This is a genomic window from Aquidulcibacter paucihalophilus, assembly GCF_002105465.1.
Classification (GTDB): Bacteria; Pseudomonadota; Alphaproteobacteria; order Caulobacterales; family Aquidulcibacteraceae; genus Aquidulcibacter; species Aquidulcibacter paucihalophilus.
Map to the genome: position 1 here is coordinate 57,163 of NZ_NCSQ01000174.1, position 21,723 is coordinate 78,885.

Sequence of the window (21,723 nt, forward strand, 5' to 3'; positions counted from 1 at the left end):
CGGGTTATGACCAGTCTCACGCCCTATGCAGCTTACGCTTCTGTGCCATATCGGCACAAAGTCACCGCTGTGCCGGCGATTGAGGCGATCCCCGACGACCTTAAAGGGTCCAGCCAAGATTATGCCGGCCGGGCGCGGTTTGATAAAGCTACCCAGGACCGTGGCCGTTATGATGCCCATAGCGCAGCGGCAGGCTTTTCCATTCATGTCTTGGTGGAAGCAGGCTTAACGGGCGAGGATCCCTTTGCAGCCCTGCGGGGCGCAAAAGCCTATCAAGCCCGGATGCGTCAGACGCGCCGGGTGCAATTGGTCGTCTAACGCTCCTTTAGCGCCAATTCTAATGCCGCGACTTTCGCTTCGAGGGTGGCAACGCGCTGTATCAAGCGCTCAATCTGGACTTCTTGGCTGGCTTGCTTTGCCGAGATCGGGGTTGAGATGCCGCATCGATTGGCAATTTCGCTCGCCGGCACATCCAAGAGGGCTGAGAGCAACTCGACGTCTCTCGCTCGCACTTCCATCTGGTCCTTAAAGACCAAAGCAAGCTCTTCTTGGGTCCAGCCTACAGCCCGGGCCATATCTTCCTTTTGCAGGTTGAGCGCGGCCAGACGCGCTTTGAACCAGGCAGCATCAAAGAAAAGGGCCAATCTGCTTAATCCCCGTAGGAATCGTAATTGGATGCCCCGCGCCCACCAGATGGCGCGCTGGCGATGTTGAAAATGACGCCACCAATCATGTCGAGCCAGCACATCAGGGTCAAAAGAAAGAAGGTTGAGGTTGCAAACGCCTCAAACATCAAAAATGCCCCAGCACAAGAAAGGGCTAACAAAACTGCCAAGGTGTGGTGGATGATGGCATAGCGGCTGACACCAACCCCGCGCGTCAATTCAAAGAACAAAATGATCAAGCCCATCATCAAGAGCAGATCGCCGCCTGACAGCGCCCAAGGCGCACCCGAGGGCATGGTGAGTAAGAAGACACCCTTCTCAATCGATTGGGTGAAGACATCGGGCCCACGCGTCGAGGCGGTCACCCCGCCGAATAGCGCATAGATCAAGACAGGGATCGTCAAGATCGGCACCATCTCAAAGATACGTCTCAACACCAGCATGGCTGCGAATCACCCATTTATCTTATGCGCTGGGGAGCAGAGTGAACCGACACTTAGGTTTCGTCCACATGGCCGAAGTCGCGGCGGCGCGTCCGTAGCCAAATGACCCCGCCCAAATCGGTCAAAGCGGCCAAAAGGCGACCTAAATTGGTATATTTGGAAGCCCCGGTTGAACGGTGACGGTGATTGACGATTGCAAATTCGGCCACCGCCCCCTCGCGCTGCACCAAGGCCGGCATGTAACGGTGCATGTGATCGAAATAGGGCAAGCGCAGGAATAGCTCTCGCCGGATCACTTTGATACCGCAGCCTGAATCATCAGCCCCATCGCGCAACAAGGCTTGGCGCACGTGGTTTGCAAACCGCGAGGCGATCTTTTTGGCTTGGCTATCCTGCCGCTTCACCCGTCGCCCACCGACAAAGCCTAAGCCCTGCGGCGCGTCTGGCCGATTGATCTGTTGGAGAAGCTTCGGCAAATCGGCGGGGTCATTTTGCCCATCGCCATCCAGCGTGCCGATGATGGGGGCCCGTGCAGCTAAGACGCCATTCATAATGGCGCGGCTTTGACCGGCATTCTTGCGGTTGGCGAGGACACGCAAGGCCGGATAGGTGGCCTTCAGCGCGATCAGCTTGGCATGGGTATCGTCCTTGGACGCATCATCGACGAAAATCATCTCATAGGCCCAGCCATCCAGGGCCGTCGCAATTTCTTGCACCAGACTGGCCACAGCTCCACTCTCATTATGAACTGGGACCACAACGGAAATGTCGAGCGGTTCAAGACGGGATACGGATGGATTCGATGAGGACATGGCGACCCTTTAACCTGTGCCTCTCGAAAGTGCCAGTTGGCGCTGGCATAGAAAAGGGCCCGCATCGACGATGGGGCCCTCATCTTCTCTAGTTTCGAATTTGGTGACCTTAAGCCGCCTTGCGAACCGCCGCGACGATCTTTTGCGCTGCATCGGCCAAATCGTCGGCTGGAACGACTGCTAGACCGCTGTCGCGCAGGATTTGCTTGCCCAATTCGACATTGGTGCCTTCCAAGCGCACGACCAAAGGAACCTTCAGGCCCACGTCAGTAATGGCTGCAACCACACCTTCTGCGATGACGTCGCAGCGCATGATGCCACCGAAGATATTGACCAGAATGCCTTTCACAGCGGGGTCCGCCGTGATGATCTTGAAGGCTGCCGTCACCTTCTCGCGCGTCGCGCCGCCACCGACATCGAGGAAGTTGGCAGGCTCTTCGCCATAAAGCTTGATGATGTCCATGGTGGCCATGGCAAGGCCTGCACCATTGACCATGCAGCCAATCGTGCCGTCGAGCGCGATATAGGCGAGGTCATATTTGGAGGCCTCGATTTCCTTATCGTCTTCTTCCGACAGGTCGCGCATGGAGGCCCATTCAGGGTGACGGAATTCTGCGTTGGAATCAAAGCTCATCTTGGCGTCCAAGCAAACAAGCTTGCCGGTGCCTTCTTCGACGATCAGCGGGTTGATTTCGCACATTTCCATGTCGCCCTTGGTGAATGCGGTATAGAGCTTCACACAGAGGTCGTGGCATTCATCGGCTTGGCCAGCGTCCAAGTTCAAAGCCTTGGCAACCTTGGCGCTGTCAGCTGGGGTAACGCCAACGGCTGGGTCAATGACGATGGTGGAGATTTTTTCGGGCGTGTCATGGGCGACCGTCTCAATGTCCATGCCGCCAGCTTCAGACGCCACAAAGGCGACGCGGCCGGTTCCACGATCCACCAGAACCGAGAGATAGAGTTCGCGTGCAATGTCTGCGCCGCCCGCAATATACAGGCGTTGAACTTGCTTGCCAGCTGGCCCGGTTTGCACAGTCACCAACGTATTGCCCAGCATATCTTTGGCGTGAGCGGCGACTTCATCGAGATTAAAGGCAAGGCGTACCCCGCCCTTGGCTTCGGGTGGCAGTTCCTTGAACTTGCCCTTGCCGCGGCCACCGGCGTGGATTTGCGATTTCACCACCCACATGGAGCCACCCAGTTTCTGAGCGGCGGCTTTGGCTTCTTCTACCGAGAAAGCCGCAATGCCTGGAGGAACGGGAAGGCCATAATTTGCGAGGACTTCTTTGGCCTGATGTTCATGAACGTTCATGGATGAAATGTCCCCTGTGCAGCACAAAATTTCGTTAGCCGCTTCTAGCCAGCCCTGCCGACGCACGCAACCGCTTGATCCACCCGCGTGCAGGTTGAACGCAATGGCGCGACCGAATCAACCAAAAATAGCTAGACAATCTGAGGTCTGTTTGGACTCATGGGGACGGGGCGAATGCTGAAATGGGAGGTGTGTCTTTCGCCAAAGGAAAGCGAGAGACATGGCAGAAAGCCCAGATAAAACAGCCCAATTAGGTCAGACCCCATTTTCGTCAGGGGGCGATCCCCAGCCAGATGACGTGGCGCGTGCCATGGCACAAGCGCTGTGTCGGCTCGCCCAGATCGACCCACAATTATCCGCTGCCAAGCCTGCGGGGCGGCTATTTGCCACGCTCATTCTTCTGACCTGCGCCGGAATGCTGATTGCGACTTTGATGCAACTCGACCGGCAACTCGTCGAATGGGCGCTGATGTCTCTGGCGCTCGGCTTGGGCCTGTTTCGGTTATGGGCGACCTTGCTGCCGGAACGATCGCCACCGGCCGATCGCGCCTGCAATTTGGCTGTTGAAAAGCCTGTGTGGACCATCTTGATTGCCCTCTATCATGAGGCAGGCTCTGTGCCGTCCCTTCTGCGGGCGATTGGCAAGCTGGATTGGCCGAAGAATAAGCTCGACTTGGTTTTTGCCTGCGAGGCGGATGATACAGAGACCTTGGCAGCTCTCGCCCTCTGGCGAGCGCAGGTCAAATTCACCTTGGTTCGTGTTCCAAAGGGAGGCCCGCGCACCAAGCCAAAAGCCCTCCAGACGGCGCTACCCTTTTGTCGCGGACGCTATTTAACCGTTTATGACGCTGAAGACTTGCCCGCGCCCGGTCAAATCTCTGAAGCGTGGCAGGCCTTTCAGACGGGGCCGGCCAATTTGGCCGTGGTGCAAGCCCCGCTGGTGATCTGGAATGAGAAGGAAAGCTGGATCAGCCGTCAATTTGCATTGGACTATGCCATATGGTTCCGCTTGATCTTGCCTGCCCTCGTCCATCTGTCGCATTTTCTGCCGCTCGGCGGCACTTCAAACCACTTTGATATCGAATTTCTGCGCGCTGTTGGCGGGTGGGACCCCTATAATGTCACCGAAGATGCTGATTTGGGGATTAGGCTTGCCCGCCATGGCCTCACGAGCCGCTTGATTGAAAGTGCAACTTATGAAGAGGGGGCTCCGACCTTTGGCGGGTGGGTGCGCCAAAGGGGCCGCTGGATCCAAGGCCATATCCAAACCATCGGTGTGCATCTGCGCATGCCCAGGAGATTAGCCAAACAACTGGGTGGTGCTGGTTTGCTGACCTTCTTTTTGGGGTTGGGCTCTGGGCCGCTCAATGCAGCCGTGATGCTGCTATCAAGCCTCGCCGCCCTTGGACAAGCGGTCGATGGCAAGTGGGGTCACATTGCCCTCTGGACGTGTTTCATGGGGCTCAGCCAAGCCTATGTCGGCCTTATAGCGGTTCAGCGAGATGGGCGGCGCAGCCTGTGGACCGCCTGCTTTGCCTTCCCCCTATACCAAGCCTGTCAGGTCCCCGTGCTGTGTCGGGCGATTTGGCGCATCTATCTTTCACCTTCAATCTGGGACAAAACCAAGCATGGCGCAGAGGCAAGGCTACGCACGGCCACTTCTGCCAAACATCAACCTGCAATCAGCGAGCCGCAGCATTGGATTGGGCAGCAACCTTAATTCTTATGATGACCAGCTTTTGCGGATTTGCCTTTGCGTCGTGGCGCGCCTCAAGACCCGCACAATTTGGCAAAGTTCGCCTGATCCCTTGGACGACGGTGTCGCTGATCTGCGGGGTCGCAGCCCTCTTTATGCTGGTCCATGCAGTGAATCTGCTGGGATTTAAAACCGGCACCCTGTCTGGCCCGATCCGCTAAAAGGTGGACGCGCAATGAGCCCAGTTTGGGGGCTAGTCAGCGCCTGCCAAGGGTTCTAATTAAACGCTAACGCCCATCAGAGGCGGCCCATCAAGGTGAGCGGAGGCATCATGACCGACATTGAGACTTTTCGACACGAAACGCGGGCTTGGCTGGAAGCCAACTGCCCCGCCTCTATGCGCACCCCCATGCCTGAGAGTGAAACGGTTTGGGGCGGTCGCAATGCCACCTTTAAAAACCCCGACTCGAAAATTTGGTTGGAAGCCATGGCCTCAAAGGGCTGGACCGCACCGACTTGGCCGAAAGCCTATGGTGGCGGCGGCCTGACCGGGGAAGAAAACCGCGTGCTGCAGGATGAATTGCGCCGCATCCATGCCCGCCCCGCTCTCTTGTCCTTTGGCATCTGGATGTTTGGTCCGGTAATCTTGGAATTCGGCACCGAAGAGCAAAAGCAAACCTATTTGCCAGACATGGTGCATGGCCGCACCTGGTGGTGCCAAGGCTATTCAGAGCCTGGGGCTGGCTCGGACCTAGCAGGCCTGCAAACGCGTGCCGTCCTTGATGGCGATCATTATGTCGTCGATGGGCAGAAGGTTTGGACCTCGTACGCCAACCATGCTGACTGGATGTTGTGCTTGGTGCGGACCGAACCCCATGCGCCAAAGCACGAGGGTATCTCTGTTCTTCTGTTCGACATGAAGACCCCCGGCGTGGAAGCCCGGCCGATCAAATTGATCTCAGGCGCGTCGCCCTTCTGCGAGACCTTCCTCACCAATGTGCGCGTGCCCGCCAGCCAGATGCTGGGCCCCAAGAATAAGGGCTGGGACGTTGCCAAACGCATCTTGCAATTTGAGCGCACCAATATCTCGGCGTCAGGCTTCGGCAGTGGCGCTGGCCTTGATCTGGTCGATGCCGCTAAGGAATCGATTGGGCTGGAAAATGGCAAGCTGGCCAATAGCGATCTGCGGTCGCGCATCACGAAGCAGCGCATGTATGAGCGTGCCTTCCACCTGACCATGCGCCGGGGCCAAGAAGAGGCAAAGGCCGGGGCCGAAGTCTCGCATTATGCGTCAGTTCTGAAGATTGCAGCCGCCAAGCTTAACCAAGACAAGACTGAGCTTTTGGTAGAAGCCTTGGGCATGGAAGGTCTGGGCTGGGAGGGCGAAGGCTATCGCCCAGAAGCGCTAAAAGCCACACGCGATTGGCTACGCGCCAAGGCCAATTCGATTGAAGGCGGCACCTCAGAAGTCAATCTAAACATCGTGGCCAAGCGTGTGCTCGGCTTGCGCGATCATCAATAGGAGGGGCCCCGATGGCATTTTCACTCAATGAAGACCAAACCCTTCTGAAAGACGCAGCAGACGGGTTTTTCGCCGATCATGCGCCCGTGGCCAGCTTCCGCAAGCTGCGCGACGCTAAAGAAACCCTCGATCCCGCGCTCTGGGGCGAGATTGGAGCTATGGGCTTTGCCGGGGCTTTGATCGAGGAACACCATGGCGGCTCGGTCATGGGGTTGCGCGCGATGGGCCTCGTCTTGGAAGCCCAAGCCCGCACCTTGGGCGTCTCGCCCTTGTTTCAAACGGGCCTGATGGGTGCGACCATTTTGAAGCTACAGGGCCATTCTGCCCAGCAAGACGCGTTCTTGCCGAAGATTGCCGACGGCAGCCACAGCTTTGCCTTGGCACTGGATGAAGGGGCCCATCATGCCCCGCACAAGATCGATACCCAAGCAACCAAGACCGCCAAGGGGTGGAGCCTTTCGGGCAAGAAGCGCTTTGTGCCTGATGGGGCACACGCCCAAACCCTGATCGTGATCGCCAAAACTGAAACCGGCCTTGGGGCCTTTTTGGTGGCCGGCCAGGCTGAAGGCGTCACACGCCACGCTTTGGCCGGGGTTGATTCCCGTGATTTGGCAGATGTGACCTTTGAAGCCGTCGCGCTGGATGATGCGGCCTATCTAGGCGGCAAGCCCTTGGACGAGACAACGCTCGACCTCATTCTCGATCATGGCAGAATTGGGCTGTGTTGCGAAATGATGGGCCTCATTGGGGCAAGCTTTGACATGACGCATGATTATCTCAAAACCCGCACCCAATTTGGACAGCTGATCGGCTCATTCCAAGCCCTACAACACCGCGCAGCGGCCATGCTGGTCGAAATCGAATTGACAAAATCCTGTGTGGTCGCGGCCATCGACGCCATGGAACGCGGCAAAGGGGTCGGCGAAGCTGTCAGTTTGGCCAAGGCCCGTGCGGGTGACACTTTGCAACTCGTGACCAATGAAACGATCCAAATGCATGGTGGGATCGGTATGACCGACGCCCATGACAGTGGCTTTTATTTGAAGCGGGCACGGGTTTTAGAAACCGTCTACGGATCAAGTGGGTTCCACCGAGATCGCTGGGCAAAGCTCCACGCCTATTAGGTTTCAGCGCGCTTTGTTTGTAATAACAGGCCGCGCGCAACGAAATATCAATCACTTTTGCGTTAAATGGTCCTCGAAAGAATAAGGGGGGGACCAGATGCGCCACCATGTTTTGCATTTTCAACAAGGCGGCTGGGACGTCCCAGTGGGCTTCGATCCAAACTCTTTTGAAGTCGTTTTCGCCTTCCTCGATCCCGAAGTGGCTCGTACCACCCAGGCCTTTGCTGAACTAAAGGCTCTGTTGCCCAATGCCCAAGTCATTGGCTGCACCACCGGTGGCGAAATTGCCAATGGCCAAGCCTATGTGGGTGGCGGGTTTGCTGCGCTGTTGGGCTTTGACAATGTTAGCATTCAGGTGGTTGAAGCCGATATTGCCGTCGCCAGCGACAGCTTTGGCATTGGCGAAGCCCTTGCCAGCCGCTTCCATGGCGAAGACCTAGCCGGTGTCTTCATCGTATCGGATGGGGCGCGCGTGAATGGGTCAGCCTTGGTGGAAGGCTTCCGCAATATCTTGGGTCCTCACGCCTCGATCAATGGCGGTTTGGCCGGCGACGGAGACCGGTTCGGCGAGACCTTGGTCGGCTGTTCGGGCCCGATGAGCCCCGGAAAAGTTGTGGCTGTGGCCTTCTTTGGCGCGGGCTTGCGCCTGCGCACGGGCTCGTTCGGTGGCTGGGAAGTCTTTGGTCCGATGCGCAGGATCACTAAGTCGGACGGCAACACCCTCTACCAGCTGGACAACAAATCTGCCCTAGAGCTTTATAAGCGCTATCTTGGCGATGAAGCCGAGAAACTGCCGGGCTCGGCCCTCTTCTATCCGCTTCAGGTCAGCAATCCGGCCAATCCCGCCGACACCGTCGTCCGCACGATCCTTGGGATCGACGAAGAAACGGGTGCCATGACTTTTGCTGGCGACATGCCTGAAGGCTGGACCGCGCAATTGATGGTGGGCGAGACCAATGGTTTGATCGAAGGGGCAGGCAAGGCAGGCCTCGCCGCAGCTGGTGGAGAAAATGCGGGCTTTGCGATGCTGGTCTCGTGCATTGGACGGCGCTTGCTTTTGGGACAGCGGGCGACCGAAGAAGTGCGCGCAGTGGTGGACGCCCTCGGTGGCATTGCCCATGCGGGCTTCTACTCCTACGGCGAAATCTCCCCCAACGGCTTCCAAGGCACATGTAATCTGCACAACCAGACCATGACTGTCACGGTGTTCGAGGCGGCCTAATGCACAGCCTGCTGGCACGCCAGATCGAACAATGCACTGATCAAAATGGGATTTTGGATCAGGAGCGTCTCTATGCTCTGATCTCATCAGCCTATGATGATGATGCACGTGCGCGCCATCGCCTTGAACGCTCTATCACCTTGATGTCAGAAGAAATGGCGGAGTTGAACGCGCAAATTGCGCTAGAAGCCCGCCAAACCTTAACGCGCTATATTCTTGAATCGCGTGATGCTTTGATCACGTTGGACGCAGATAATCAGATTTTGCTGATGAACCATGCTGCGGCCCAAGCCTTTGGCGTCGAAGATGCGCGCGCGGTGGCCGGCAACCCTATCGCGCGCTTCATCGATCCAGCCCACCTCAATGAAGGCCAGGTCTGCACCTTCAATGGTCGCCATTGCGCCGGCCATGACGTGCCGATTTCGGCGACCTTCAGCTTGGGGACGGTTGACGGCACCGCCTTCCGCATCATCGCCCTGCGCGATGAGACCGAACGGCGCGCGCGCGAAGAAGCGCTCGAAATTGCCAAGCAAACAGCTGAGCATGCCAATGAAGCCAAATCGAGCTTCCTGGCGATGATGAGCCATGAATTGCGCACGCCCTTGAACGCCTTGTTAGGCTCAGCCGAACTGATGGCGCGCACCAAACTGGATGATACCCAAGCCAATTATGTGCGCATGTTCAACGAAGCCGGTCGCTTGATGATGGCGATGGTCAATGACGTGTTGGATTATGCCAAGATTGAAGCAGGCCAGCTTGAAATCGAAAAACATCCGACCAGCTTGAAGCAATTGGCGCGTGAGTTAGAGACCCTTTGGGGTCCTCATGCGGCGTCAAAAGGCCTCTATCTCAAGATCGACACCTCCCAGTTGGACTGGGACATGGTGATTGGCGACCCCACCCGCCTGCGTCAGATCGTGTTTAACTTGGTCTCCAATGCGGTGAAATTTACCGTTTCGGGTGGCGTCACAATCCGGTTGACCAGCGTTACTCAGGGGCGGGAATGCCGCGTGGGCATTGAGGTTGGGGATACGGGCGTCGGCATCCCCTTGGACCGTCAAGACTCCATTTTCAAAGCCTTTATCCAGGCCGATAGCACCATCACGCGCCGCTTTGGCGGCACAGGCTTGGGCCTCGCAATTGCCAAGTCCTTGGCCCAACAGATGCAAGGCGATCTGACCCTTGCCTCAACACCGGGCAAAGGCTCCGTCTTCTTATTCGAGGCGCGGTTTGAAGCGACGCTCGAACAGGAAGATGCTATTTTAGAAACGGCTGGGGAGAGCGAGATTAGTCGGCCCCTCCAAGTCTTGGCCGTCGATGATAATGCGCTTAACCGGCAAATTCTCGCAGCAATGCTGGACCTCTGGCCAGTCCGCACCATGTGGGCAACCAATGGTGTCGAGGCGCTGGAAGCGATGGAATTGCAGGCCTTCGATGTCGTCTTAATGGACGTGCAAATGCCCATCATGGACGGCATGACCGCAACGCGGCGGGTCCGTGAAGGTCATGGCCTCAATCGCAATACCCCCATCGTCGCCTTGACCGCGAATGCGCGCAAGGAAGATCGCGACCAGTGCATGGCCGCTGGCATGACCGATTTCGTGACCAAACCCATCAGCGCCGAAGCCCTCGCCAATGCCCTGATGCGGGCAACGCAAATGAGCGAAGGGTCTGATCATCGCGACGAAGCGATTGTTGCCTAATTCCCAGCCCAGAAGAAGCACCCCAAAAGCTTGAACGCCTTTTGCGGGCGCTCTAGACCTAGAGTCGCCGGATGGCTTTTTGCAAATTGGGGGCATAACATGTTCAAATCTCGCTTGATGCTGGCCTTAATCGCCACAACAGCCCTCATGCCTGCGGCAGGCTTTGCCCAAAGCCAGGCCATCCCGCATGAGGAGCTCGGGGCCGTCGGCACGGTCCCGCCTGTGCCTGCTGATTTTTACTGGCCCGGTGCCAATTACGACCCGGCCGTCCCGTCCCCCAAAAGCGTCTTGGGCTATCAGATTGGCGAAGCAATCACGCCCCACGCCCAGATCATTCGCTATTTTGAAGCGCTGGCCGCCCATGCGCCCGATCAAATGAAGATATTCGACTATGGCCGGTCGTGGCAGGGCAAGCGCTTAATCTATGCAGCCATCGGTAGCCCCGACAAAATTGCTAAACTCGACGCCATCCAAGCGGATGCGCAAAAGCTTGCCGATCCGCGTAAACTGGCTGCCGGCGAAGCCGAAGCCATTATCGCGCGCCACCCCGCTGTCGTCTGGCTTGCCTATTCGGTCCATGGCGACGAGATTGGACCGGCTGATTCTGCCCTCCAACTTGCCTATCACTTGTTGGCCGCGCGCGGCGACCCGCGCATGGCAGAGATCAAGCGCAATACACTGATCATCCTTGTGCCCATCCAAAATCCCGATGGCCGTGATCGCTTTATCGGCACCAATTTGGGTGGCACTGGCATGATCCCCAATGGTGATCCTCTTTCGGCTGAGCGCGACCAGCCTTGGCCCGGTGGGCGCGTCAATCACATGCAATTTGACCTCAACCGCGACTGGTTTGCGCTTACCCAGCCTGAGACGCGGGGGCACACGGCGGCGATCTTGAACTATTTCCCAGTCGTTATGGTTGATAGCCATGAGATGGGCAGCGACCGCAGCTTCTTCTTCCCGCCCGAAGCCCAGCCGATCAATCCTCATGTGACGGGTGAGCAACTCGCCCTGAAAAATCTCTTGGGTCAGAATAATGGTCGCTGGTTTGACAAATTCGGCCTGCCCTATTTCACCCGTGAGAGCTATGACCTCTTCTATCCGGGCTATGGTGACGGGTGGCCGACGGCCCAAGGCACAATCTCCATGACGTTTGAGCAGGGCTCTTCCCGTGGCATGGTGGCGAAACGGTCGGACGGCAGCCAATTTACTTTCCGCGACACCGTCAAAAGCCAATTCATCGCCGTCCTGTCGACCATCGAAGTGGCTGCGCGTGAGCGCGGGCGCTTTGTGCGTTCCTTCTACGAGTTCCGCCGCTCGGCTATTGCCGAGGGGAAGAGCGAGGCGGTGAAATCCTATATCCTGCCAACCCAGACCGACCAGTCCAGCACCGACAAATTGGCTGCTTTGCTCTCCCGACAGGGCATTGAGGTCAATCGCAGCACGACCAATTTCACCGCGTGTGGCCGTACCTTTGCAGCTGGCTCCTATGTCATTTCAGCCGCACAGCCCACCAAGCGCTTGATCCGTAACTTGTTGGAGCCTGATACGGCGATGGAGGCAAGCTTTGTCGCCGAACAGCAGCGCCGGCGGCGCGCGGGCCTTGGGGATCAGATTTATGATGTGACGGGCTGGTCGTTGCCCTTCCTTTATAATGTCGAGACAGTCGGTTGCGCTACCGATCCCAGCGTGGCGAGCCAGAAGGCAAGCACCGCCATGATCCAGCCCGGCCAAGTCATCAATCCTGATGCACAAGTCGCCTTTGTGGCGGCCTCGGGCTCAACCGCCACCTCCCGCTTTATGGCCAAGGCGCTGCAGCGCGGCCTGACAATTCGTAAGATGGAAGAAGCCTTCACCTTGGACGGCAAAGCCTATCCCGCAGGCAGTTTGGTGGTCACGCGCAGCGAGAATGAAGCAGACCTCACCAACCAGCTTTCAAGCCTTGCTGCCGAGACGGGTGCCATTCTGACAGGCTTTAATTCGTCTTGGGTCACCGATGGACCCAGCCTAGGCTCAGACAAAGCGGTCAAATTGCGTAACCCGCGTATCCTGTTGGCCTGGGACAGCCCGACAGACCGCAATTCGGCCGGGGCGACACGTTATGTTCTAGAACGCAAGTTTGGCGTGCCCGTCACCCCCGTACGGATTCGGCGTTTGGCGAGCCAGCCCTTGAGCGCCTATGATGTGATTATCCTACCCGATGGCGAAGGCAGCTACGGGGCGGCTTTGGGTGAAGCCGGTGCCCGCAATCTACGTAACTTCGTGCAAAATGGCGGGGTCCTGATCTCGCTTGGCACTGCGACGGGCTGGCTGGCAGAGCCGGATGTCGATCTCATCGGCTTGCGCCGCGAGCAGGCAACCGTGACCGAGGCGGAAGCGCGCGCCCGCCTGCCTGAGCCCAAGGTCAAGCCGGGAGCCTCTGGCGTCGAGGGGATCAATTTTCCCGATGAAACGACCTATAAGCAAGCCATTGTGGAAACCAGCCGCGATCCCACCGAACTGGATGGCGCCATCCTGCGTGGCGAAACCGCCAAGGATCATTGGCTAACGGCCGGGATTGCGCCGCGACTGTATATGATGGTGGCGGGTTCAGACATCTACCGTCCGCTGACTGCTGATGTGGGCGACAATGTCGTGCGCTTTGCCGGGCCAGACCAGATCAAAGCGAGCGGGATTGTGTGGGATGATATTGGCCGTCAATTGGCGTTCAAACCTGCCCTGGCCGTTCAGTCGCGGGGGCGCGGCTATGTCGTCGCTTTCACCATAGACCCCACGTATCGCGGCATGGCCGATGGCCTCGATTCACTGGTTATGAACGCCATCTATTTCAGCGCCGCGCGAGCCCGTCCGGTGCGGTGAGGCTTTTAAAAGCTTGGTATCTCCGATGGCGCAGCCAATCGGGGATGCTAATCTATGGCCTTTGGTGCAGGCAGGGCCTGCACCAAAACCTTTCAGATGGCACTCTCCATTCCTCGTGCACGAGGGGTCGAAGATGACGGTCCACCTGAGCAACAGTGGAGGGCATAGCCCCCCTCGCAACTCACACATCATCGGCGCTGACTCTCTTTCAACTCTACCCAAAAAAGCCGCTTGACAGGGATGGTGTATTACTATACCAACACACCAGAACGCTAGAACAGCAAGTTCTGGCTTAATGGGAGTTGTCTATGACGCAAGCTTGGCGCGACGATCAACCCATCTGGCGGCAGATCAAGGACCGGGTCCTGTCTGCCATTCTGGATGGCGGTATAAAGGAAGGAGAGCCTTTGCCGTCTGTTCGGCAAGTCGCTTTAGACCTCCAAGTAAATCCACTGACGGTGTCGAAGGCCTATCAAGAATTGGCCGATGATGGTCTGGTTGAACGTCGACGGGGGCTCGGCATGTTTGTGATCGATGGCGCGCGCAAAGGCTTAAGCGCCAGCGAACGCACGACCTTCCTCAAGGAAGAATGGCCGGTCGTGGTCACACGGATCAAGCGCTTGGGCTTAAGCGTGCAGGAATTGCTGAAAGATGTTGAGGGGAATGGGCAATGACGGAAGTATTGATTTCGGCCAAGGGCTTGGCGAAAAACTACGGCAAAAAGCAAGCGCTGAAGCCTACCAACCTCGAGATCCCAGCGGGCCGCATCGTTGGCGTCATTGGGGCCAATGGTGCCGGTAAGTCCACCTTGCTCAACTGCCTGCTCGGTTTGTCTGACTATCAAGGTGATCTGCAAGTCATGGGGATGAACCCTTTGATGCAACGGGCCGCTTTGATGGAGCAAGTCTGCTTCATCGCCGATGTCGCCACCCTGCCCCGCTGGGCCAAAGTCGCGGATCTGCTGGATTGGGTCGCAGGGCTGCACCCAAAGTTTGACCAAGCCAAAGCTGTGGCCCGCCTCAAAACCACGACCGTTCAATTGGACTCTAAGGTCAAGTCGCTCTCGAAGGGCATGATTGTGCAAGTCCATTTGGCGATTGCCCTGGCGATTGATGCGCGCATTTTGGTTCTGGACGAGCCCACGCTTGGCCTCGATATCGTCAATCGCCGCGGCTTCTATGATGCAATTTTGTCGGACTTCTTTGACGAAACCCGCACGGTGATCATCACAACCCACCAAGTCGATGAAGTCGAACCCATCTTAAGCCATGCGATTTTCATTCGTGATGGCGCAGTTACGCTCGATGCCTCGATGGACGTCATTGCGGAGCGCTTTTTGGCCGTCGATGTCCTCGACACCCAAAAGGCCGACGCAGAAGCCCTGCGTCCCCTTTATGGTCGCTCGCTGCTTGGACGCACCACTTATGTGTTCGACGGCGTTCCCGCCGACCGCTTGAAGGCTTTTGGCGAACCGCGTCGAGTTGGCCTCGCCGATTTGTTTGTTGCTTTGGCACAATAGGGGGAGATGATGATTACAGGTTTACTCTTTACCTTAGCCCAACGTCAGGCACCGGCCGAAGGCCGACCCTTTCCAGGCAAAGCTGCAAACGCTTCCGGCACAGGTGCCAACCGCAGCTTAGCGCCCGCCAGTGGCGACATTGTCGTCAAACTGGCCCGCACATCCGGTTTCGTACTGGCGCTGGTTGGTCTCGTCCTCTTAGGGGCTGGTGGCGTCGAATGGTCGTTTGACCCCGCCTCTGGCCTGAATATTCAAACCGCTGTTATCAGCTTTACCCTTCCTGCGGGAGTGTTCTCATGAACAAGTTTTTGACCCTCATTCGGCGGGATATGGCCGATAATCGTGGTGCCTTGGTCATCACCCCCATCGTGATCGCAGCGATCCTGCTTGTGGTAACAACCTTTGCGACCCTGACCGGCAATGCCCGCTTTGGCTTTGACCCTGAGGATTTTGCCACCCGACAACAACATCAAGGTGTCCAAGCTGGGGTGATCGTTGATACTGGCGAGGGCACAGCGACCGTCAAACGCAGCCCAGATGGAACAATCACCATCACCAGCCCCGATGGCGAAACCAAAACCTTGGACCAAACAATTGATCCAAAGGCAAAGGCGGGCCTTGAAGCCATTCTTCCTGTCGGCACGGCAGCAGCAGCGGCCTTTCCCTTGGCAATCGCATTGATCTCGATCCTGTTTGTGCTCGCAGGAGCGCTTCATGACGAGCGAAAGGATCGCACCATCTTATTCTGGAAATCCATGCCGGTGAGCGATCTTCAGACCACCAGTGCTAAGCTTGTCTCCATCGTGGGGGTTGGGTTGTTCTTCGCTTTTGCTGTGACGATTGTCTTGCACATTGCCATCACGGGCCTTGCGGTTGCAACCATCGGCAATGTTGGGATCACCGGCATCAGCGCGGCAACCATCTTCCTCAATGCTACGAAATTGTGGACGGTTCTGGCGGTTGGACTCTTGATCTATATTGGCTGGGCTTTGCCGGTTTATGGCTGGGTCACCATGGTCAGCGCTTGGGCCCCCAAAATGCCCTTCGTCGCAGCCTTTGCCCCCCTGTTCGTGGTCCCCCTGGTCTATATGGCTATTGCCTATCGCGGTGATGATGATGACAAGGTCCTCAACGCTCTGTGGGAACCTGTTGGCCGTCTCATCGGAGAGCCAATGACCAATGGCATAGGTCGTATGGTTGAGCCTAGCAGCGAGCATATCCCCACCATCCCCGTCGCTGAGGTGCTGGCACATTTATCGAATAGTTTGGCAGAGCCCAGCTTCTGGATTGGCTTGGTAGTAGCCGGTGCCTTCACCTATGCCGCCAGCGAGATCCGCCGCCGCCGAGCCTTGTAAGGCCAGATAAGCCAGCGCACAGATGGGGCCATCGACCGCGTGTCGGTGGCCCTTTTTTATTCCTTTGACATGGGACCACCCCTATGACCACACGGCAGCAGTTCTGGACGCTCGCACGGCTAACCGGCCTCCTCCTCCTGATAGTGACCCTTACCCATATGGCCGGGTTTCAAATTGCCAGTCGCTTTGTGATAGCCGGTGACTTTGCCGCCACGAGCGCGAAGATTGCTCAAAACGAAGGCCTCTATCGTCTCGCGCTGCTCAGCTATGGGGCCTCGAGCCTCTTGAGCGTCGGGCTTGCCGTCACCTTCGCCCTGTGGATCGCACCTTTTAGCCCCCTGGCTGCGGGGCTCGTTCTAGGTTGGCGTCTGTTTGAAGCCATTTGCGCGACTGTGGCTTGGGCCATCCGCTTTGCCATGGTCGACAATCAGATAACACCCAATCTTTTAAGACAGCCGGGGGCCGAGGCCTTGCACCAGGTGTTGCGCAATGTTTCCAATGCAGCTTTTGACCTAGGGGCGATGGGATTGGCTTTCGCGACTTTGATTGGCTTTTTTATCTTGTTTCGAGCCCGTCTCTTGCCACGCCTTCTTTCCGCCATAGCCATTGTGGGTGCCACGCTCATTCTGGGAAGTTCAATCGTAACCCTTGGATGGCCAGACACGCCCATCCAAAGCTCGATGGCTTTCGCGGTCACCTTGTTGAGCAATTTAGGGATTGGCGTTTGGCTGTTGGTTCGGGGCGACCGGTCGCAGCAAGCCAAATTGCTGGCACAACAGGCTTGACACCAAAGCCTATGTCTATAGCCCGTGATGGAAACACCTCACGGGGGTCGGTCTTGGCGTTTGAAGCAAATTTTGATGGTTTGGTCGGTTTAACCCATAATTATGGCGGGCTTAGCACCGGCAATTTGGCCTCAGCCGCCAATGCAACCGCCATTTCGCGGCCAAAGGAAGGGGCGCTACAAGGCCTTGCCAAAGCCAAAAGGCTTGCCGATGCGGGCCTTGTTCAAGGCCTGTTGCCACCCCACGAGCGCCCGCATTTACCCACGCTGAAAGCCATTGGATTTTCCGGTTCTGACGCCGAGATTCTTGCACAAGCGTGGAAGGCAGATCCCGCGCTTGTGCGCAATGTTTCCTCCTCGGCGCAAATGTGGGCCGCCAATGCGGCGACCGTGTCGCCAGCCGCCGATTGCAGCGATGGCCGCCTGCATTTCAGCCCGGCCAATCTTCTAACCATGCCCCATCGCGCCTTGGAGGCCAGCCAAACTGAGCGCAGCTTACGGGCCATCTTTGCCGATACGGCCCAGTTTGCTGTACATAAAGCCCTGCCCTATCAGCCCTTGTTCGCCGATGAGGGGGCTGCCAACCACATGCGCCTGTGTGCCAACCATGGCGAGGCGGGTGTTGAGATTTTCGTTTGGGGCCGAAATGGCTTTGGCCAGCAAGAAACGCGCTTTCCTGCCCGCCAAACCTTGCAGACCGGCGAAGCCATTGCCCGCCGTCATGGCTTAGCCCCTGCCCGCGTCCTGCACCTGCAACAAAGCCGGAAAGCCATTGAAGCGGGCGCTTTCCATAATGACGTGGTGGCGGTGGCGAGCTTGCAGGTCTTGTTCTGTCACGAACATGCCTTTGAAGATCGGCTGGGCGCTTATGAGGCAATCAAGCGGGCCTGCGATGGCCTGATGGAGGTGGCCATTGTCGAGGTGCCAGAGGCCGAGGTGCCTTTAGCAGACGCAATCAAATCCTATTTGTTCAACACCCAATTGCTGTCGGTGCCGGGCGAAGATCGTTTGGTGCTGATCGCGCCGGAAGAATGTCGCGAGAATGCGGCCACCCACGCCTATCTTGAAACGTTGGTGGCCAGCAATGGGCCCATCGGTCGGGTACAATTCGTTGACGTGCGTCAATCCATGCGCAATGGCGGTGGGCCAGCGTGCCTCAGGCTGCGGGTGGTGCTGGATGAGGGCAAGCTGGGGGCTTTAAGTGCTCGGGCGGTCCTCGATGGGTCGCTCTATGACGATCTGGTCGCGTGGGTGAACCGCCATTATCGCGAGACCTTGGGGCCAGATGATTTGGCCGACCCCGCCCTTCTTCTTGAAGGGCGGACAGCTTTGGACGAACTAACCCAAATTATGCACTTGGGTTCAGACTTTTATCCATTCCAACGCGGCTAAACAGAGGCCTCTATTTGGCCCCTGGTAGCGTGTAATGCACCGTGGCACCCGGCCCCAAAGGCCAGTCGAAATAGACCCAGGCTGCGGTCATCGCCATGCCGGCAACCATGAAGGCCAAGGCAAAGGGCAACATCATAGACAGGAGCGTGCCGACGCCGACATTCTTGTCCCACCGCCGACAGAAGGCTAGGACGAGCGGGAAGTAAGCCATCAAGGGCGTGGCAATATTGGTATAGCTGTCGCCCATCCGATAGGCGGCCGTCGTCATCTCGGGCGAAATCCCTAACAGCATGAACATGGGTACCACGACCGGGGCCATCGCACTCCATTTCGCCGAAGCCGAGCCAATGAACAGATCGAGGAAGGACGAGAACGCTTGGACGCAGACCAACAGGAAGGGGGCTGGCAGGCTTAATTCCTTCAAGGCTGCGGCCCCATTGATCGCCGCAATCGGACCAAGGTTCGACCAACTGAACATGGCGATAAAATGAGCGGCAAAGAAAGCAAACACGATATAGGGGGCTAGCGAGCGTATGCCCTCATTCATCATGCTAACCACATCAGAAGACGAGCGGATTGACTTGACGGAGATGCCAAAGGCGATACCGCCCAGCAGGAAGATCAAGGTGAAGGCCGCAATGAGACCCTGATAAAAGGGTTGCAGCTGGGCAGTGCCCTTCTGGCTTTCGTCAATCAGGGGGGTAAAGCCCGGCCACAAGGACAAAGCCGCAAAGAGACCAATGACCACGAGAGCTGCAAGGCCAGCCCAAGCCAAGCCGCGCTTTTCTTCGGGAGTGACAACAGACTTGGCTAATTCCGCCTTCAGATCATCGTCAGGACTACCCGTCCATGGCCCTAAGCGGGGTTCTAACACCCGGTCAGTGATGAACCAGATGATCGGGGTGAACAACACAACAATGGCCAGAATGAACCACCAATTGCCTAAAGGGTTCATAGTCCAAGTCGGGTCGATGATGCGGGCGGCTTCTTGGGTAAAGCCAAATAACAAAACATCGAGCTGTCCGGGCGTGATATTGCCGGCAAAGCCGCCCGACACGGCGGCAAAAGCGGCGGCTATCCCCACCAGCGGGTGGCGACCCGCCGCAGCATAGACCAAGCCGCACAAGGGAATGAACACCACATAGCCCGCATCAGACGCATGGTGGCTGGTCATGCCGATCAAGCAGACGACAGGGGTTAGGAATGCACGGGGCAAATCGCGTAAGCTGTTGCGGATCAAGGCGCTGAACAGGCCTGCCCGTTCGGCTACGGAAGCCCCCAGCATCACGACCAAAACCACGCCCAGCGGCGCAAAGCCTGTTAGCGTCCGCGGCATATCGACAATCAACTTCTTCAAATTGTCTTCCGTGAACAGGCTGGTGGCTTCAAAGATGAGGATCCCATCTTTCAAGACCGCGCCCGCGGGTGGCTTTTCCCCGGCAAATTCAAGAGACGCAGACCAGCCCAGCGCCGAGCCAATCACTGAAAGCACCATCAAGAAGCCAATCAGCCAAACAAAGATCATAACAGGATCGGGCAACATGTTCCCGACCCGCTCAACCCAGGCTAAAAAACCTCGCTGGGTGTTGGGGGCAGGCTTGGCGGGAGGCGTGGCTTGGGTCATAGACATCTCTGAAATCGTTGAAGGCGCGTCATGTGCCTGTTTCTCAGTGGTTGTGCATCTCACAATGTCGGCATTTGTCCGCTATCTGTTCTGCCCAATCACTCTTTAGGAGCCATAACTTCGTGTCGGACCGTCCAAAATCGCGACTCTATCTCATCACGCCGCCGAAAATTGAGAATTTAGAGCATTTTGCCAAGACCCTGGGGGGAGTCATAGAAGCTGGCGATGTGGCTTGCCTGCAATTGCGCCTGAAAGAAGCCAGTGATGCTGAAATTCTCGCCGCAGCTGCCGCAATCTTTCCCCTGGCCCAGGACTTAGGCGTGGCCTGCCTGGTGAATGACCGCCCCGACCTGGCAAAGCTTGCAGGCGCAGATGGGGTGCATATTGGCCAGTCGGACGGTACCGTGGCAGCGGCGCGCAATCATGTTGGCAAGGATGGGATTGTTGGCGTCACCTGTCACGATAGCCGCCATTTGGCGATGGAAGCGGCCGAAGCCGGGGCGGATTATGTCGCTTTTGGTGCTTTTTTCGACACCGCCACAAAAGTGGCACCAACGCGCGCCAATCTGGACATACTTTCGTGGTGGCAAGAGATTATGGAAATTCCATGCGTAGCCATTGGTGGCATCAACCCCGAAAACGGGGCAGAGCTTGTGAAAGCTGGCGCAGACTTCTTGGCTGTGTCGGCTGGACTATGGTCTTGGCCACAAGGCCCTATCGCAGCCAGTGCCGCCTTCAAGGAGATGTTTGACGCATGCGCCTAAGCCGTCTGCGCCGGACTTTTGTTGCTTTTGCCCTTGTGTTGCCGGGGCAGGCGATGGCGCAAGCCCCCGCAAGCCCGATGGCCATTGAGGCTGAAGCCGATCAACGCGCGCTGGAAGCTGCCCTATCGGCCTTGCGGGCGGGTCAGTATCGCGATGCGCTCAGCCAAGCTGAAAACCTTGCCTCGCGTGGCAATCCGAAAGCTGCCGCTTTAGCGGGCTCTATCTATGAGCAAGGCTTGGTCGATACAGCCACGCCCGAAGCTGCGGTGCGATGGTACCGCCGTGCCATCACTGGTGGCAATAGTGATGCGATGCTGGGGTTGGCGCGTTTAGGCCTAGCTCGGAAGGGCGGATCATCACCGGGCGAAGCGCTTGCCATGTTACAGCGCGCAGCGTCCAATGGCCGCAGAGACGCGCTTGCACCCTTGGGCGATTTGTTTCTGTCCGGTGCCGCAGGCCCAAAAGATCGCACGAGAGCGGCAAGTCTTTACGCGCAAGCAGCTAGCTATGGCGATGCGGATGCGGCCTATGCTGCGGGCATCCTTTATGCCGATGGCGATCCCGACCCGATGGATGATCCCTTGAAAGCCATTGGCTTTTTGCGCCAAGCCGCCCAAGCAGGGCGCGCCGATGCTTCGGCTGACTATGGCCTAATGCTGTACCAAGGGCGCGGCGTGGCCCGCGATCTGAAGGGCGCCGCACACTGGTTCAAGGCGGCCGCCGAAGGCGGCGATATGGACGGGGCCTTTTATTGGGCCCTCGTCAATGCCAAGGGCGAAGGCACGCCGCAAAATCTCGAACTCGCGGTGCAATGGGCGCGCGTTTCCAAAGGGTCATCCCCCGATGCCGACCGTCTATTGGCGCAATTAGAGGCGATTGCCGCCAAGCCAAAACCGGCCGCCAGCAAGCCTTAAACCTCGCAGGGCC

At 57.6% G+C, this 21,723-nt stretch carries 21 protein-coding genes; 16 read left to right on the forward strand and 5 right to left on the reverse strand.

Annotation, left to right across the window (positions count from 1 at the left end; all coding sequences use genetic code 11):
* Positions 1-6: 6 nt before the first annotated feature.
* Positions 7-318 (forward strand): hypothetical protein, encoded by a 312-nt coding sequence (locus tag B7364_RS16830; RefSeq protein ID WP_085341211.1) that lies wholly within the window; start codon positions 7-9, stop codon positions 316-318.
* Here B7364_RS16830 and B7364_RS16835 read toward each other — a convergent pair.
* From B7364_RS16835 to sucC, 4 genes are all read right to left on the reverse strand, one after another.
* Positions 315-644: a helix-turn-helix domain-containing protein gene (locus B7364_RS16835; RefSeq protein ID WP_085341212.1), complete on the reverse strand. Its 330-nt coding sequence runs from the start codon at positions 642-644 to the stop codon at positions 315-317. The two genes, B7364_RS16830 and B7364_RS16835, sit on opposite strands and share 4 nt — an antisense overlap.
* Before the next feature lie 5 nt (positions 645-649).
* Positions 650-1,108: a hypothetical protein gene (locus B7364_RS16840; RefSeq protein ID WP_157893769.1), complete on the reverse strand. Its 459-nt coding sequence runs from the start codon at positions 1,106-1,108 to the stop codon at positions 650-652.
* 53 nt (positions 1,109-1,161) lie between these two features.
* The gene (locus tag B7364_RS16845; protein ID WP_085341214.1) at positions 1,162-1,920 is read right to left on the reverse strand and encodes a glycosyltransferase family 2 protein; all 759 of its coding nucleotides are present in this window, start codon (positions 1,918-1,920) and stop codon (positions 1,162-1,164) included.
* A gap of 109 nt (positions 1,921-2,029) precedes the next feature.
* Positions 2,030-3,232 (reverse strand): ADP-forming succinate--CoA ligase subunit beta, encoded by a 1,203-nt coding sequence (gene sucC / locus B7364_RS16850; protein ID WP_085341215.1) that lies wholly within the window; start codon positions 3,230-3,232, stop codon positions 2,030-2,032.
* A gap of 220 nt (positions 3,233-3,452) precedes the next feature.
* Between sucC and B7364_RS16855 the strand changes: the two genes are divergently transcribed.
* The 13 genes from B7364_RS16855 (at position 3,453) to astB (ending at position 18,408) form a co-directional block, all read left to right on the forward strand.
* Positions 3,453-4,952 (forward strand): glycosyltransferase family 2 protein, encoded by a 1,500-nt coding sequence (locus B7364_RS16855; RefSeq protein WP_085341216.1) that lies wholly within the window; start codon positions 3,453-3,455, stop codon positions 4,950-4,952.
* A 5-nt stretch (positions 4,953-4,957) separates the two neighbouring features.
* On the forward strand, positions 4,958-5,149 hold the full coding sequence (locus B7364_RS16860) for a hypothetical protein (protein ID WP_085341217.1): 192 nt from the start codon (positions 4,958-4,960) through the stop codon (positions 5,147-5,149).
* Between the two features lie 110 nt (positions 5,150-5,259).
* Positions 5,260-6,450 carry an acyl-CoA dehydrogenase family protein gene (locus B7364_RS16865; RefSeq protein WP_085341218.1) on the forward strand — a complete coding sequence of 397 codons (1,191 nt, stop codon included), beginning with the start codon at positions 5,260-5,262 and terminating at the stop codon, positions 6,448-6,450.
* Between the two features lie 11 nt (positions 6,451-6,461).
* The gene (locus B7364_RS16870) at positions 6,462-7,574 is read left to right on the forward strand and encodes an acyl-CoA dehydrogenase family protein (protein ID WP_085341219.1); all 1,113 of its coding nucleotides are present in this window, start codon (positions 6,462-6,464) and stop codon (positions 7,572-7,574) included.
* A gap of 97 nt (positions 7,575-7,671) precedes the next feature.
* Positions 7,672-8,796 (forward strand): FIST signal transduction protein, encoded by a 1,125-nt coding sequence (locus B7364_RS16875; RefSeq protein WP_085341220.1) that lies wholly within the window; start codon positions 7,672-7,674, stop codon positions 8,794-8,796.
* On the forward strand, positions 8,796-10,499 hold the full coding sequence (locus tag B7364_RS16880; protein WP_085341221.1) for an ATP-binding protein: 1,704 nt from the start codon (positions 8,796-8,798) through the stop codon (positions 10,497-10,499). Before B7364_RS16875 ends, B7364_RS16880 begins: the two co-directional genes overlap by 1 nt.
* Positions 10,500-10,598: 99 nt before the next feature.
* Positions 10,599-13,358: a M14 family metallopeptidase gene (locus tag B7364_RS16885; protein WP_085341222.1), complete on the forward strand. Its 2,760-nt coding sequence runs from the start codon at positions 10,599-10,601 to the stop codon at positions 13,356-13,358.
* 308 nt (positions 13,359-13,666) lie between these two features.
* Entirely contained in the window at positions 13,667-14,032 is a 366-nt protein-coding gene (locus B7364_RS16890; RefSeq protein WP_085341223.1) for a GntR family transcriptional regulator, read from the forward strand.
* Entirely contained in the window at positions 14,029-14,877 is an 849-nt protein-coding gene (locus B7364_RS16895; RefSeq protein ID WP_085341224.1) for an ABC transporter ATP-binding protein, read from the forward strand. The genes B7364_RS16890 and B7364_RS16895 overlap by 4 nt, the downstream gene beginning before the upstream one ends.
* Positions 14,878-14,883: 6 nt before the next feature.
* Complete coding sequence (locus B7364_RS16900; RefSeq protein WP_085341225.1) at positions 14,884-15,177, forward strand: hypothetical protein; 294 nt, start codon at positions 14,884-14,886, stop codon at positions 15,175-15,177.
* Complete coding sequence (locus tag B7364_RS16905) at positions 15,174-16,232, forward strand: hypothetical protein (protein WP_085341226.1); 1,059 nt, start codon at positions 15,174-15,176, stop codon at positions 16,230-16,232. Before B7364_RS16900 ends, B7364_RS16905 begins: the two co-directional genes overlap by 4 nt.
* An 83-nt stretch (positions 16,233-16,315) precedes the next feature.
* The gene (locus tag B7364_RS16910; protein WP_085341227.1) at positions 16,316-17,017 is read left to right on the forward strand and encodes a DUF4386 domain-containing protein; all 702 of its coding nucleotides are present in this window, start codon (positions 16,316-16,318) and stop codon (positions 17,015-17,017) included.
* An 11-nt stretch (positions 17,018-17,028) separates the two neighbouring features.
* Positions 17,029-18,408, forward strand: a complete 1,380-nt coding sequence (gene astB, locus B7364_RS16915; RefSeq protein ID WP_085341228.1) for an N-succinylarginine dihydrolase — start codon at positions 17,029-17,031, stop codon at positions 18,406-18,408.
* A 10-nt stretch (positions 18,409-18,418) separates the two neighbouring features.
* Here the strand turns inward: astB and B7364_RS16920 are convergent, their stop codons facing one another.
* Positions 18,419-20,032: an AbgT family transporter gene (locus tag B7364_RS16920; protein WP_085341229.1), complete on the reverse strand. Its 1,614-nt coding sequence runs from the start codon at positions 20,030-20,032 to the stop codon at positions 18,419-18,421.
* Between the two features lie 122 nt (positions 20,033-20,154).
* Between B7364_RS16920 and thiE the strand changes: the two genes are divergently transcribed.
* Together thiE and B7364_RS16930 are read left to right on the forward strand one after the other, a co-directional pair.
* Positions 20,155-20,796 carry a thiamine phosphate synthase gene (gene thiE / locus B7364_RS16925; RefSeq protein ID WP_085341230.1) on the forward strand — a complete coding sequence of 214 codons (642 nt, stop codon included), beginning with the start codon at positions 20,155-20,157 and terminating at the stop codon, positions 20,794-20,796.
* The gene (locus tag B7364_RS16930; RefSeq protein ID WP_085341231.1) at positions 20,787-21,710 is read left to right on the forward strand and encodes a tetratricopeptide repeat protein; all 924 of its coding nucleotides are present in this window, start codon (positions 20,787-20,789) and stop codon (positions 21,708-21,710) included. Before thiE ends, B7364_RS16930 begins: the two co-directional genes overlap by 10 nt.
* Positions 21,711-21,723 lie beyond the last annotated feature (13 nt).

Bases quoted from the DNA above. Each gene is read 5' to 3' on its own strand.
- B7364_RS16910 (WP_085341227.1), top strand. From the start codon at position 16,316: ATGACCACACGGCAGCAGTTCTGGACGCTCGCACGGCTAACCGGCCTC.
- B7364_RS16890 (WP_085341223.1), top strand. From the start codon at position 13,667: ATGACGCAAGCTTGGCGCGACGATCAACCCATCTGGCGGCAGATCAAG.
- B7364_RS16845 (WP_085341214.1), bottom strand. From the start codon at position 1,920: ATGTCCTCATCGAATCCATCCGTATCCCGTCTTGAACCGCTCGACATT.
- B7364_RS16885 (WP_085341222.1), top strand. From the start codon at position 10,599: ATGTTCAAATCTCGCTTGATGCTGGCCTTAATCGCCACAACAGCCCTC.
- B7364_RS16860 (WP_085341217.1), top strand. From the start codon at position 4,958: ATGATGACCAGCTTTTGCGGATTTGCCTTTGCGTCGTGGCGCGCCTCA.
- B7364_RS16905 (WP_085341226.1), top strand. From the start codon at position 15,174: ATGAACAAGTTTTTGACCCTCATTCGGCGGGATATGGCCGATAATCGT.
- B7364_RS16920 (WP_085341229.1), bottom strand. From the start codon at position 20,032: ATGACCCAAGCCACGCCTCCCGCCAAGCCTGCCCCCAACACCCAGCGA.
- B7364_RS16930 (WP_085341231.1), top strand. From the start codon at position 20,787: ATGCGCCTAAGCCGTCTGCGCCGGACTTTTGTTGCTTTTGCCCTTGTG.
- B7364_RS16870 (WP_085341219.1), top strand. From the start codon at position 6,462: ATGGCATTTTCACTCAATGAAGACCAAACCCTTCTGAAAGACGCAGCA.
- B7364_RS16830 (WP_085341211.1), top strand. From the start codon at position 7: ATGACCAGTCTCACGCCCTATGCAGCTTACGCTTCTGTGCCATATCGG.
- B7364_RS16855 (WP_085341216.1), top strand. From the start codon at position 3,453: ATGGCAGAAAGCCCAGATAAAACAGCCCAATTAGGTCAGACCCCATTT.
- B7364_RS16900 (WP_085341225.1), top strand. From the start codon at position 14,884: ATGATGATTACAGGTTTACTCTTTACCTTAGCCCAACGTCAGGCACCG.
- B7364_RS16875 (WP_085341220.1), top strand. From the start codon at position 7,672: ATGCGCCACCATGTTTTGCATTTTCAACAAGGCGGCTGGGACGTCCCA.
- sucC (WP_085341215.1), bottom strand. From the start codon at position 3,232: ATGAACGTTCATGAACATCAGGCCAAAGAAGTCCTCGCAAATTATGGC.
- B7364_RS16880 (WP_085341221.1), top strand. From the start codon at position 8,796: ATGCACAGCCTGCTGGCACGCCAGATCGAACAATGCACTGATCAAAAT.
- B7364_RS16865 (WP_085341218.1), top strand. From the start codon at position 5,260: ATGACCGACATTGAGACTTTTCGACACGAAACGCGGGCTTGGCTGGAA.
- B7364_RS16840 (WP_157893769.1), bottom strand. From the start codon at position 1,108: ATGCTGGTGTTGAGACGTATCTTTGAGATGGTGCCGATCTTGACGATC.
- B7364_RS16895 (WP_085341224.1), top strand. From the start codon at position 14,029: ATGACGGAAGTATTGATTTCGGCCAAGGGCTTGGCGAAAAACTACGGC.
- astB (WP_085341228.1), top strand. From the start codon at position 17,029: ATGTCTATAGCCCGTGATGGAAACACCTCACGGGGGTCGGTCTTGGCG.